The organism is Novosphingobium sp., assembly GCF_041905565.1.
Classification (GTDB): Bacteria; Pseudomonadota; Alphaproteobacteria; order Sphingomonadales; family Sphingomonadaceae; genus Novosphingobium.
The window spans coordinates 338126-350479 of record NZ_JAYRKX010000001.1 but is presented as its reverse complement, the minus strand read 5'-3'; the positions used below and the strand labels follow the sequence as shown (position 1 = coordinate 350479).

At 61.1% G+C, this 12354-nt stretch carries 12 protein-coding genes; 10 read left to right on the top strand and 2 right to left on the bottom strand.

Annotation, left to right across the window (positions count from 1 at the left end):
• The first annotated feature begins 128 nt into the window (after positions 1-128).
• On the top strand, positions 129-761 hold the full coding sequence (locus ACE3N9_RS01730) for a glutathione S-transferase family protein (protein ID WP_374280233.1): 633 nt from the start codon (positions 129-131) through the stop codon (positions 759-761).
• Positions 762-998: 237 nt separating this feature from the next.
• On the opposite strand, the gene ACE3N9_RS01725 is transcribed toward ACE3N9_RS01730, so the two are convergent.
• Together ACE3N9_RS01725 and ACE3N9_RS01720 are read right to left on the bottom strand one after the other, a co-directional pair.
• Entirely contained in the window at positions 999-1706 is a 708-nt protein-coding gene (locus ACE3N9_RS01725; protein ID WP_374280231.1) for a hypothetical protein, read from the bottom strand.
• A 295-nt stretch (positions 1707-2001) separates the two neighbouring features.
• A complete protein-coding gene (locus ACE3N9_RS01720; RefSeq protein ID WP_374280229.1) occupies positions 2002-4071 on the bottom strand; it encodes a hypothetical protein in 2070 nt (689 codons plus the stop codon).
• Positions 4072-4632: 561 nt separating this feature from the next.
• On the opposite strand from ACE3N9_RS01720, the gene rpsL reads away from it, so the two are divergent.
• From rpsL to rplB, 9 genes are all read left to right on the top strand, one after another.
• Positions 4633-5004, top strand: coding sequence for a 30S ribosomal protein S12 (gene rpsL / locus ACE3N9_RS01715; RefSeq protein ID WP_374280227.1), 372 nt, complete (start codon positions 4633-4635; stop codon positions 5002-5004).
• 68 nt (positions 5005-5072) lie between these two features.
• Complete coding sequence (gene rpsG, locus ACE3N9_RS01710) at positions 5073-5543, top strand: 30S ribosomal protein S7 (RefSeq protein ID WP_374280225.1); 471 nt, start codon at positions 5073-5075, stop codon at positions 5541-5543.
• 15 nt (positions 5544-5558) lie between these two features.
• On the top strand, positions 5559-7631 hold the full coding sequence (fusA, locus tag ACE3N9_RS01705; protein WP_374280223.1) for an elongation factor G: 2073 nt from the start codon (positions 5559-5561) through the stop codon (positions 7629-7631).
• Positions 7632-7757: 126 nt separating this feature from the next.
• Positions 7758-8948 (top strand): elongation factor Tu, encoded by a 1191-nt coding sequence (gene tuf, locus ACE3N9_RS01700; protein ID WP_374280221.1) that lies wholly within the window; start codon positions 7758-7760, stop codon positions 8946-8948.
• Between the two features lie 296 nt (positions 8949-9244).
• On the top strand, positions 9245-9556 hold the full coding sequence (gene rpsJ / locus ACE3N9_RS01695; RefSeq protein ID WP_088307768.1) for a 30S ribosomal protein S10: 312 nt from the start codon (positions 9245-9247) through the stop codon (positions 9554-9556).
• 266 nt (positions 9557-9822) lie between these two features.
• Complete coding sequence (gene rplC, locus ACE3N9_RS01690) at positions 9823-10575, top strand: 50S ribosomal protein L3 (protein WP_374280219.1); 753 nt, start codon at positions 9823-9825, stop codon at positions 10573-10575.
• Between the two features lie 3 nt (positions 10576-10578).
• Complete coding sequence (gene rplD / locus ACE3N9_RS01685) at positions 10579-11205, top strand: 50S ribosomal protein L4 (RefSeq protein ID WP_374280217.1); 627 nt, start codon at positions 10579-10581, stop codon at positions 11203-11205.
• A complete protein-coding gene (locus ACE3N9_RS01680) occupies positions 11198-11503 on the top strand; it encodes a 50S ribosomal protein L23 (protein ID WP_374280215.1) in 306 nt (101 codons plus the stop codon). Before rplD ends, ACE3N9_RS01680 begins: the two co-directional genes overlap by 8 nt.
• An 8-nt stretch (positions 11504-11511) precedes the next feature.
• On the top strand, positions 11512-12348 hold the full coding sequence (gene rplB / locus ACE3N9_RS01675; protein WP_374280213.1) for a 50S ribosomal protein L2: 837 nt from the start codon (positions 11512-11514) through the stop codon (positions 12346-12348).
• The last annotated feature ends 6 nt before the right edge of the window (positions 12349-12354 follow it).

Genomic DNA, 12354 nt, shown 5'->3' with positions numbered 1-12354 from the left:
CGACGATCTTTGTATGGTACAATATAACATAACGGTCAATGAACAAGTCAAGCATGCCGTAACGGCAGGTAAGGGGGCTTGGCCCCGCGCCGCGCATGGTTAGACTGCCGGGCAAAAGGAGAGGACCGATGCCCACGCTCTACGATTACCCCCGCGCACCCAGCCCGCGCCGCGCGCGGATCCTGCTGGCGGAAAAGGGCATCGCCCACGACACCGTGGTGGTCGACCTGGCCGCGCAGGAGCAACTGTCCGACGCCTTCCGCGCGATCAACCCGGCCTGCACCGTCCCCGCGCTGGTGCTGGATGATGGCGCGGTGCTGGCTGACAACGCCGCGATCGCCGCCTGGGCCGAAGCCGCGCAGCCCGAACCGCCGCTGTTTGGCCGCACCCCGCTCGAAAAGGCCGAGGTCGCCAGCTGGAACGCCCGGATCGAGGGCGAATGCTTCATGGCCATTGCCGAAGCCATGCGCAATTCCGCCCCGGCAATGAAGGACCGCGCGCTGCCCGGCCCCAACAATTACGCCCAGATTCCGGAACTGGCCGAACGCGGCCGCGCGCGGCTGCTGGATTTCCTCACCCGGTTCGAAGCGCACCTGGCCTCGCGGCCCTATGTCGCGGGGGAGTTCTTCTCCCTGGCCGACATCACCGCCGGCGTCGCACTCGATTTCGCGCGGGTGCTGCGGATCGACGCGAGCGAGGGCCGCCCCCACGTCGCCGCATGGCGCGCGCGCCTGGCGGCACGGCCCGCTTTCAGCCTCTGACCGCCCACGCGCCGTCGCCCCGGACTTGATCCGGGGCATCCCCCGAAACCGTCACCCCGGACTTGATCCGGGGCATCCCCCGAAGCCGTCGCCCCGGACTTGATCCGGGGCCCAGCTTGTTCATTCAGGCGCGGCGCTTCGACCAAAGCTGGACCCCGGATCAAGTCCGGGGTGACGAGAGAAAGGGAAAGGGAAAGGGAGGGGGGCGCGCCCCGCGACCCCCAACACACCCAACGCTCAATCCGCCTCCACCGCGCCCGCGTCCTCGGCGGCCCAGCCGGCCAGCAGGCGCTCGTTCTCGTCCTTGCGCTCGGCCATCTCCATGATCATCGCGTCGATTTCGGCCAGTACTTCGGCCTCGCTCTGGCCGTCCTCGCCCAGCCATTCGCGGCGCAGCCGTTCATAGACCGGATGGCCCGGGCGCAGGCTGGCAAAGGCGCCCGCCTCGCTGAACCAGCGCTGCGGGCGGCGCTGGCGCAGCAGGAACATCAGCAGCTTGTTGTCGTGCCGCCGCCAGGTGCCGATCACTTCGCCGCCGCGCACGATCGGCCGCTCCTCGCCCATGATCGCGCGTTCCAGCGCGCAGTCTTCCAGCCGGGCAATGCCCCGGTCGATCGCCCGGTCCCAGGCCTCGGAGAACTGCTCCGCCCCCGGCTGGTGGCGCAGCCGGTACAGCGCCTCCAGGCTGGCGCCGATGCTGCGCGCGGCCTGCGTGACGATCCCCGTCGCCGCCAGCGCGGCAATGAAGGCGCGCTGCCGCTCCGGCGTGATCGAATTGCGCCGCGGCGCGCGGTGGACATAGGGCGCAAAGCCCAGCAAGGGATCGTCCGGCGCGGGCGGCAGATCGGCAAAGGCACTCCCGCTGGTCCGCCGCCCCGGCCGCGCCGAAGCACAAGCCAGCCCCGCGCGCCCCGCGCCGTCACTCGTCAAATCGGATTGTTTCAAGGGACCAGAACTCCGTCAGGCGTGTTGGATTCCCCATTGGCGGGACAACCTGACACAGACGGGGGTGTGTAGGAAAATGGTTTTGCGGGGGTGAGGGGGCCTCGCCCATTCTTGCAGATCTAATTGCGCGACAGACTGGCAGTCTAGGAATGGCCCTGGGCTATTGTTCCCTTGCAATCGCCCGTGGTCTGACGGCTCAAGCCAGAGCCGCAGCAGCGGCCCTGGCTTTCAATCGACGTCAATAACTCTACAATTCTTGCTAAGCGGCACTCTGGTTCAAATTGCTAGCAAAGCGCTAGTCCGCAGTTGCATAAGGTACGATCTGATCAAAAAGAGCATTGGTTGCGAAGGTGACCTTGGGCTCAACCTTCAAGCCGACGACCTCTCTGCATTGATCTCGGCAAGCGGTCGACCGTGTGAAGCGGACGGGAAATTGTTCCAGCCGATAACCCAGAAGCGCTTCGCTGATCTTGGTCGCCGAAGTGTCTATCGTACCGATCTTGAAAGCTTGGTTGCCGATTGGAACAAGTTTGCGCATCGGCAAGCAGGCAGCCCCGGCTCCACACGGTTCAACCTTGTCCTGACCCAGCAGTGCAGACAGATTTAGTATGCCTTGATCGATCTGTCCCACATTGAGTGCAATCGCATTGGTCAGTTCGGTGGAGATTATGGTGCGGACAGTGTTCTGCACGCCTGCAATCCAATGTCCAAGATCGTCGATCAAGCCCCCATCGCTGGTGACTTGAAATCCTGAGAGATTGATCGCGCAGTTTGAATTGATTGAGCCGTCTGCGTTGCGCGCCTGCTCACAGGCCGGTCGCAGCGACACCCGCATGTACGGATTGCCTTGCCAGTCTGACACATTCTCGAATTTTAGTTTTGCCAGAACCGACACCTGACCAGCTTTAAGGTCCAAATCTACATTTGGACCGGGATTGTCCGCTTCTAGATCGATCTTGTTTGGCAGTTTGGCGGTCAGTTCGATCAGCACCTCATTGTCAATCAGCGGCACGAAAGGTGCAACTGCGGGAGAGGCGGCATCGCCCTTCAGGTAGAGACGACTTTCGAAAACAAACGTTCCCTCTGTCATCGAAGTGAGCGGATATTCAAGGCCGGCCGCCTCAACTGTCTTGTCGACGATCGGGGCCTGACCGGCATGTCCGAACCGGATGCGGAAGGTTCGCCCACCGGAGCGCGACAGCTTTACGGAGAGATCATTCAGGCTCTGCTGGATTCTTGCGGTTTCAAAAAGGGTAATGCGCTTAAACGCTTCTGGACGCTTTTCGATTGGCCAGAAGACCCTAACGCCAGCCCTGTTTCCAAATTGGGAAATCAGAGCACGACTAAGTGCGACCCCATGTGGGGATGCTCCATTGCTGACCATTACCTTGGAGGCGGTATTGTCCGCATACAATGTCTGGCTGTCAATCAGGCTTCCGCCTGCTGAATAGGTGTAGGCGGCTCGGTTTGTGCGCAATTGCGCGTCGGTCGCGATTAGCGGAAAGGTCCAATAAGAAGTCTGGTCGGGGGCGCTTAGCCGCGCAATCAAGTCAGGAGAGCGCTGGGATACCAGTTTGATGAAATCGGAATACGTCAGGGCCTCTCCCACAGCCCGGCTGCCTGCCGCCGATTTGGTCGAGCACCAGTTGGCGATGCCAATGGCGAAGCTGCTGAAGTCCTGCCAGTTACTCGTTCGCGCAACCGAGATTTGCGAGCCAAGGGATGGTGCGAAATCGCCAGCCTGAAATGTTCCTTGATCGGTTTTCAGCGGGTAGGGCATTGGTGCGCAGAACAACGAATTGGCTGTTTGGAAGCCAGTGCCGAGCCAGTCTTCGAAGCGGCCTATCCCGATCTGATTGACCTGGATCTTGAGTTGTTCGGTCAAGCTAAGGCGAATAGTTTCGATTTGCGTTTCATTTCTAGGATCGGGTGACGGCACCTGCACCGTGTGGCAATCCCGTTGATTGACGCACACAGTCTTGGTTCGATTCATTTGAGCGAGTGGGCCTGCTACGCTGAAGCTCCAATCCTTTGGCGCAAATACGGCAGGATTTGAGTTGCCTTGAACAGTGTGAATGAAATTCTGCCTCGATGCAGTTCGCACTTTGATGGCGCCTATCGCCTTGGCTTGAATTACTGCTCCGGCCCTAAGGACGTGCCAAACTTGCTCGGAAGGAAGTTGGTACTCCAAAGCTAGGTCATCGGGGTTTTCAATCGCCACATTCCTGACGAAGCCAGTAATTTGCGAGTTTGCTGAATTGATCTGAGGAGAAAGATTGGCTTGGGCTATCGCCGGGCTGGCATATGCAACGATGGCAAGCGAGGAAATGGCAATTCTAAAGGTTGAGATGCGGGTGAGATGCATAGCGTCGGATCCAATCGTGAAGCACATTAAAGTGCAAACATATCCGAACATGATTTGCCCGAGCTTTCGAAAAAAATTGTATAAACTCGACAGCCTCGAAGTGATGATTATAAGAGATACAAATGATATATTTAATAGTTCCTTTGAACTATATTAACAGATTATATATACGATAATGCGCTATGCTTCTCGAATTTTCGGGTCTTCCTTATCTTGAATGGTCCAAAATTTGGGTGAGAGAGCGATCCGGTCCTTGCTCGTATGGTCTGGAGCTCGATAGGCGTTCGAACGGTCTGAAGTGGCTATCTGGCTTGACCTCACCCCCGATCCCGCCTAATGGCGCGCGCTTCCGGGCCTTGTGTCTGGATTGAGCTGAACATTGCCGGTGCGTCTGGTTTTCCGGGCAAGCCGTCAAAGTAACCCGGTCTATTCAGCCGGGTGGAGCGTTTTCGGCTCGTGAATGCTGGCTGGCGGGGCAGGGCCTCGCAGTTGTCGCATTTGCGATTCGCAATCTCTTCACCTGTGCCGCGATGGCCTTTCAACCAAGGTGAAGAGTACTTCATGCCTACGATCAACCAGCTGATCCGCAAGGGTCGCGTGCCGCAGAAGGCCAAGAGCAAGGTCCCTGCGATGGAGCAGAACCCGCAGAAGCGCGGCGTTTGCACCCGTGTTTACACCACGACCCCGAAGAAGCCGAACTCGGCGCTGCGCAAGGTCGCCAAGATCCGTCTGACCAACAGCCGCGAAGTCATTTCGTACATCCCGGGCGAAGGTCACAACCTGCAGGAACACAGCGTCGTGCTGATCCGCGGCGGCCGTGTGCGCGACCTTCCGGGCGTGCGCTATCACGTGCTGCGCGGCGTGCTTGATACCCAGGGCGTCAAGGACCGCAAGCGGAGCCGTTCGAAGTACGGCGCCAAGCGTCCGAAGTAAGGCCCTTACGGCTGGTTTTATGCGGGCGCGCCGTCAGTTGCGCGGCCCCAGGATAAGGAATTCAAGCGATGTCACGTCGTCGTCGTCCCGAAAAGCGGGAAATCCTGCCTGATCCGAAGTTCGGTGATCAGGTGCTGTCGAAGTTCATGAACAACCTCATGCTCGATGGTAAGAAGTCGGTTGCCGAAAGCATCGTCTATGGTGCGCTGGAAACCATGGAAACCCGCGCCAAGAGCGATCCGGTCGCGCTGTTCCACGATGCGCTGAACAATGTGAAGCCGCAGATCGAAGTGCGTTCGCGCCGCGTCGGTGGTGCGACCTACCAGGTCCCGGTCGAAGTCCGCCCGGAACGCGCCCAGGCGCTGGCGATCCGCTGGCTGATCACGGCCGCGCGCAACCGCAGCGAAACGACCATGGCCGCGCGCCTGTCGGCCGAACTGCTCGACGCTGCCAACAACCGTGGCAACGCCGTGAAGAAGCGTGAAGACACCCACCGCATGGCCGACGCGAACCGCGCGTTCAGCCACTATCGCTGGTAAGAGGACACCCCTATCATGGCACGCAGCCATCCCCTTGAAAAATACCGTAATTTCGGTATCATGGCGCACATCGACGCCGGCAAGACCACCACGACCGAGCGGATCCTCTACTACACCGGCAAGTCCTACAAGATCGGCGAAGTCCACGACGGCGCCGCCACCATGGACTGGATGGAGCAGGAACAGGAACGCGGCATCACGATCACCTCGGCCGCGACGACCTGCTTCTGGAACGATCACCGCCTGAACATCATCGACACCCCGGGCCACGTCGACTTCACCATCGAAGTCGAACGCTCGCTGCGCGTGCTCGACGGCGCGGTGGCCGCCTTTGACGGCGTCGCCGGCGTCGAACCGCAGTCGGAAACCGTGTGGCGCCAGGCCGACAAGTACGGCGTTCCGCGCATGTGCTACATCAACAAGCTCGACCGCACCGGCGCGAACTTCTACTACTGCGTCCAGACGATCATCGATCGCCTCGGTGCGAAGCCGGCGGTGCTTTACCTGCCGATCGGCGCGGAAAGCGACTTCATCGGCCTCGTCGACCTGATCAACCAGCGCGCGATCATCTGGAAGGATGAAAGCCTCGGCGCGGAATTCTTCTACGAGGAAATCCCGGCTGACATGGTCGATAAGGCCGCCGAATATCGTGAAAAGCTGGTCGAACTTGCCGTTGAGCAGGACGACGACGCGATGGAAGCCTACCTCGAAGGCAACGAACCTGATGTGGCGACGCTGAAGGCGCTGCTGCGCAAGGGTACGCTCGCCCAGGCGTTCGTTCCGGTGCTGTGCGGCTCGTCGTTCAAGAACAAGGGCGTTCAGGCGCTGCTCGACGCGGTCGTGGACTTCATGCCTTCGCCGCTCGACATTGCCGACGTGCAGGGTATCAATCCCGACACTGAAGAAGCCGATAGCCGCGCGACCTCGGACGACGCGCCGTTCAGCGCGCTGGCGTTCAAGATCATGAACGACCCGTTCGTCGGCTCGCTCACCTTTTGCCGCATCTATTCGGGCACGCTGACCAAGGGCAGCTACCTGAACTCGGTGAAGAACAAGAAGGAAAAGGTCGGGCGCATGCTGCTCATGCACTCGAACAACCGCGAAGACATCGAAACCGCCTATGCCGGCGACATTGTCGCGCTGGCGGGCCTCAAGGAAACCACCACCGGGGACACGCTGTGCGCCGAACGCCAGCCGATCATCCTCGAGCGGATGGAATTCCCCGAGCCGGTGATCGAACTGTCGGTTGAACCCAAGACCAAGGCCGACCAGGAAAAGATGGGCATCGCGCTCAACCGCCTGGCTGCCGAAGATCCCTCGTTCCGCGTCTCGACCGATCACGAATCGGGCCAGACGATCATCAAGGGCATGGGCGAACTGCACCTCGACATCCTCGTCGATCGCATGCGCCGCGAATTCAAGGTTGAAGCCAATGTCGGCGCGCCGCAGGTGGCTTACCGCGAATATCTCGGCAAGCCGGTCGAGCTGACCTACACCCACAAGAAGCAGTCGGGTGGTTCGGGCCAGTTCGGCGAAGTGAAGGTGAAGATCACGCCGGGTGAACGCGGCGCGGGCATCAACTTCATCGATTCGATCAAGGGCGGCAATATTCCGCGCGAATATATCCCCGCGATCGAAAAGGGCATGCGTGAAACGGCGGCCACTGGCGCGTTGATCGGCTTCCCGATCGTCGACTTCGACATCGAGCTGATCGACGGCAAGTACCACGATGTCGACTCTTCGGCGCTGGCGTTCGAAATCGCTGGTCGCGGTGCGATGCGCGAAGGTGCGCAGAAGGCCGGGATCAAGATCCTCGAACCGATCATGAAGGTCGAAGTCGTCACCCCCGAAGAGTTCATGGGTGACGTGATCGGCGATCTCAACAGCCGTCGCGGGCAGATCCAGGGCACCGACAGCCGGGGCAATGCCCAGGTCGTCGAAGCCATGGTGCCGCTGGCCAACATGTTCGGTTACGTGAACCAGCTGCGCTCGTTCACGCAGGGGCGTGCCCAGTACACCATGCAGTTCTCGCATTATGACGAGGTCCCGGCGAACGTCGCGGCCGAGGTCAAGGAGAAGCTTGCCTAATCGGCAGGAGCACGCGTTCTCGAAGGGGTTGCCTGATCCTGCGGATCAGGCTAGGGGCGGCGCCAGATTCAGCGGGCGCCGTCCAAACCCCGCAGATTCAATTCAAGCGAAAGAAGGTTTGAGACAATGGCTAAGGCAAAATTCGAGCGGAATAAGCCGCACTGCAACATCGGCACCATCGGTCACGTCGACCATGGCAAGACCACGCTGACTGCCGCGATCACCAAGGTCATGGCGGAAATCAACGGCGGTGAAGCCGTTGACTTCGCGAACATCGACAAGGCTCCCGAAGAGCGCGAGCGTGGCATCACCATCTCGACCGCTCACGTCGAGTACGAAACCGCTGCGCGTCACTATGCGCACGTCGACTGCCCGGGTCACGCCGACTATGTGAAGAACATGATCACCGGTGCGGCGCAGATGGACGGCGCCATCCTCGTGGTGAACGCTGCTGACGGCCCGATGCCGCAGACCCGCGAACACATCCTGCTCGCCCGCCAGGTCGGCGTGCCCGCACTGGTCGTGTACATGAACAAGGTTGACCAGGTCGACGATCCGGAAATCCTCGAGCTCGTCGAACTCGAAATCCGCGAACTGCTGTCGAGCTATGGCTTCCCGGGCGACGACATCCCCGTGATCCCGGGTTCGGCTCTGGCCGCGCTCGAAGGTCGCGACGAAAAGATCGGCAAGGAATCGATCGTTGCGCTGATGAACGCCGTCGACACGGCGATCCCGCAGCCGCCGCGTCCGACCGACAAGCCGTTCCTGATGCCGGTCGAAGACGTGTTCTCGATCTCGGGTCGCGGTACCGTGGTGACTGGCCGCGTCGAAACCGGTATCGTGAAGGTTGGCGACGAAGTCGAAGTGATCGGCCTCAAGGACACCCAGAAGACCGTCGTGACCGGCGTCGAAATGTTCCGCAAGCTGCTCGACCAGGGTGAAGCCGGCGACAACATCGGCGCGCTGGTGCGTGGTCTGAAGCGTGAAGACGTCGAGCGCGGCCAGGTTCTGGCCAAGCCCGGCTCGGTCACCCCGCACACCGAATTCGCGGCCGAAGTCTACGTGCTGTCGAAGGACGAAGGTGGCCGTCACACGCCGTTCTTCGCCAACTATCGTCCGCAGTTCTACTTCCGCACCACCGACGTGACCGGCGAAGTGATTCTGCCGGAAGGCACCGAAATGGTGATGCCGGGCGACAACGTTGCCCTGTCGGTCAAGCTGATCGCGCCGATCGCGATGGACGAAGGTCTGCGCTTCGCCATCCGCGAAGGTGGCCGCACCGTCGGCTCGGGCGTTGTCAGCAAGATCACGAAGTAATTCGCTGATCTTCGGCTAACACCGGAAAGAAATGCCCGGCTTCCGCAAGGAGGCCGGGCTTTTTCGTTTCGGCAGGCGCGGGCCACTTGGCCAATCGCCTATCGCATCATTACGTCAGCGCATCCAAAGTGGTTACTATCTTGCGTGGCACAAGATGTCCGGACCAGGTGGCAGGAAAGGCCAGAAAACTGCGAAAAAAGGGGCTTGCACGAATCCCAACCCGCGTGTAGGGGCGCCCTTCATATTCAATTGGGGGCGAAAGCCTCTTTGCTCTTTCTCATCGGTAGCAGGACACAATGGAAGCTCAGAATATCCGCATTCGCCTGAAAGCGTTCGATCATCGCGTGCTTGACCAGGCCACTGGCGAAATCGCGGAAACCGCGCGCCGCACTGGTGCGCTGATCCGGGGCCCCATTCCTCTGCCGACCAAGATCGAGAAGTTCTGCGTCAACCGCGGGCCGCACATCGACAAGAAGTCGCGTGAGCAGTTCGAAGTACGCACCTACAAGCGGCTGCTGGACATCGTGCAGCCGAACGCCACCACCGTGGACGCGCTGATGAAGCTCGACCTCGCAGCTGGCGTGAACGTCGAGATCAAGCTGGCGTAAGCCACGCTCGACGCAAAGTTTCGGACCTCTCGGTCCACGTTCCTTCCGGGTTTCTACCCGGCTCCAAGCGGATCAAGACCGCGACGAGACAGAGCCCCGGCAAATGTTGGGGACACAAGGGATACCTCCGAGGCTAGCCTCGGGCATGCGTCCCCCGTCTCGCTCCCTCTTGAGGGGGCACCCAGCCCGGACGGGGCTCGCATCACAAAATGGGCTGGACACGCCTGTAGGGATGGTCCCTGCAGGCCTCTGTAGGAGAATGGATCATGCGCACTGGCGTGATCGCAAAGAAGGTGGGGATGACCCGCCTGTTCCAGGACGACGGGCGGCACGTGCCGGTCACCGTTCTGGCTTTGGAAGATTGCCAGGTGGTTTCGGTCCGCACTGCCGAACGTGACGGTTACGTCGCGGTTCAGCTGGGCGCCGGTGCTGCCAAGCAGAAGAATGTTGCCAAGCCGCAGCGCGAACACTTCGCCAAGGCCGAAGTGCCGCTGAAGCAGCAGGTCGTCGAATTCCGCGTTGCGGATGACGCCGTGCTCGAAGTCGGCTCGACGATCGCCGCCTCGCATTTCGCGGTTGGCCAGCTCGTCGACATTTCGGGCCACACCCAGGGCAAGGGTTTTGCCGGTGCGATGAAGCGCTGGGGTTTCGGCGGTATGCGCGCCACCCACGGTGTCTCGATCAGCCACCGTGCTCACGGTTCGACCGGTAACCGCCAGGATCCGGGCCGCGTCTTCAAGAACAAGAAGATGGCTGGCCACATGGGCGACCGTCACCGCACCCAACAGAACCTGGAAGTCGTGCGCGTCGATGACGAGCGCGGGCTGATCTTCGTCAAGGGTTCGGTCCCGGGTTCCAAGAACGCATGGCTGACCGTGAAGGACGCCGTCAAGGTCGCCCGTCACGCCGAAGCGCCCTATCCCGCTGGTCTGAAGCAGGCCGCCAACAGCAATGCCGCTGCTCCCGCCGAAGCCCCCGTGGTTGACGCGCCGGAAGCCGGTGAAGGCCAGGAGGGCTAAGTCGTGAAGGTGAAGCTTTCCAATCTCGACGGCACCGCCGCCAAGGGCGACGTCGAACTGAATGACGACGTATTCGGTCTCGAACCGCGCGCCGACATTCTGCACCGCGTTGTCACCTGGCAGCTCGAAAACCGTCGCGGCATCGCCCGTGCGGCGCGCGAGCGTTCAGACGTGGCCCGCACCGGCAAGAAGTTCGGTCGCCAGAAGGGCGGCGGTACCGCTCGTCACGGCGATCGCAAGGCGCCCGTGTTCATCGGCGGTGGCAAGGCCATGGGTCCGCGTCGTCGTGAATTCGACGTGTCGCTGAACAAGAAGGTCCGCGCGCTGGGTCTGAAGATGGCCCTGTCGAGCAAGGCCAAGACCGGACTGGTCGTGGTCGACACGCTCGACGTCACCGATGCCAAGACCAAGGCCGTTGCTGCTCAGCTGGCCAAGGCCAACTGGGGCAAGAAGGTGCTCGTGATCGACGGTGAGCAGGTCAATGCCGGGTTTGCCCGCGCTGCCCGCAACCTCGTCGGCATCAACGTGCTCCCGGCCATCGGCGCGAACGTCTATGACATCCTGAAGCATGATACGCTGGTGCTGACGCGCGCCGCGGTCGAAAAGCTGGAGGCGCGTTTCAATGGCTAAGGACGCAATCGACACGCGTCACTACGACGTGATCGTGGCTCCCCACATCACTGAAAAGTCGACGCTGCTTAGCGAAAACAACGCCGTGGTCTTCAAGGTGGCGGACAGCGCCACCAAGCCGCAGATCAAGGCGGCGGTTGAAGCCCTGTTCGACGTCAAGGTGGTCTCCGTGAACACCCTGACCCAGAAGGGCAAGACCAAGCGGTGGAAGGGCAAGCCCTATCGCCGTTCGGACGTCAAGAAGGCGGTCGTTCGTCTGGCTGAAGGCCAGTCGATCGACGTCACCAGCGGGATCTGAGGCGCACCATGGCACTCAAGAACTACAACCCGACCAGCCCGGCCCGTCGCGGCCTGATCCTGGTCGACCGCTCGGCGCTTTGGAAGGGCAAGCCCGTCAAGGCGCTGACCGAAGGCAAGCGCAAGACCGGTGGCCGCAACAACAAGGGCCACGTTACTTCGCGCGGAATCGCTGGCGGTCACAAGCAGAAGTACCGTTTCATCGATTTCAAGCGCCGCAAGTGGGACGCTCCCGCGATCGTCGAGCGCCTGGAATACGATCCCAACCGGACCGCGTTCATTGCCCTCATCAAGTATGCTGATGGTGAACAGGCCTACATCATTGCTCCGCAGCGTCTTGCTGTCGGTGACACAGTGGTGGCTGGCGAAAAAACCGACGTGAAGCCGGGCAACGCGATGTTGCTCAGCCAGATGCCGGTTGGCACCATCTGCCACAACGTTGAAATGAAGCCGGGCAAGGGTGGTCAGATCGCCCGTTCGGCCGGCACTTACGTGCAGGTCGTCGGTCGTGACCGCGGCATGGTCATCGTTCGCCTGAACTCGGGTGAGCAGCGCTACCTGCGTGGCGATTGCATGGGCACGATCGGTGCGGTGTCGAACCCCGACAACCAGAACCAGAACCTGGCGAAGGCCGGTCGCAATCGTTGGCTGGGCAAGCGCCCTCTGACTCGCGGTGTTGCCAAGAACCCGGTCGACCACCCGCATGGTGGTGGTGAAGGTCGCACCTCGGGTGGCCGTCATCCGGTTACCCCGTGGGGCAAGCCGACCAAGGGCGCCCGTACCCGCAACAACAAGCAGACGGACAAGTTGATCATCCGTTCGCGTCACGCGAAGAAGAAGAGGTAAGCCCCC

Bases quoted from the DNA above. Each gene is read 5' to 3' on its own strand.
- ACE3N9_RS01730 (WP_374280233.1), top strand. From the start codon at position 129: ATGCCCACGCTCTACGATTACCCCCGCGCACCCAGCCCGCGCCGCGCG.
- ACE3N9_RS01720 (WP_374280229.1), bottom strand. From the start codon at position 4,071: ATGCATCTCACCCGCATCTCAACCTTTAGAATTGCCATTTCCTCGCTT.
- rpsL (WP_374280227.1), top strand. From the start codon at position 4,633: ATGCCTACGATCAACCAGCTGATCCGCAAGGGTCGCGTGCCGCAGAAG.
- rpsG (WP_374280225.1), top strand. From the start codon at position 5,073: ATGTCACGTCGTCGTCGTCCCGAAAAGCGGGAAATCCTGCCTGATCCG.
- fusA (WP_374280223.1), top strand. From the start codon at position 5,559: ATGGCACGCAGCCATCCCCTTGAAAAATACCGTAATTTCGGTATCATG.
- tuf (WP_374280221.1), top strand. From the start codon at position 7,758: ATGGCTAAGGCAAAATTCGAGCGGAATAAGCCGCACTGCAACATCGGC.
- rpsJ (WP_088307768.1), top strand. From the start codon at position 9,245: ATGGAAGCTCAGAATATCCGCATTCGCCTGAAAGCGTTCGATCATCGC.
- rplC (WP_374280219.1), top strand. From the start codon at position 9,823: ATGCGCACTGGCGTGATCGCAAAGAAGGTGGGGATGACCCGCCTGTTC.
- ACE3N9_RS01680 (WP_374280215.1), top strand. From the start codon at position 11,198: ATGGCTAAGGACGCAATCGACACGCGTCACTACGACGTGATCGTGGCT.
- rplB (WP_374280213.1), top strand. From the start codon at position 11,512: ATGGCACTCAAGAACTACAACCCGACCAGCCCGGCCCGTCGCGGCCTG.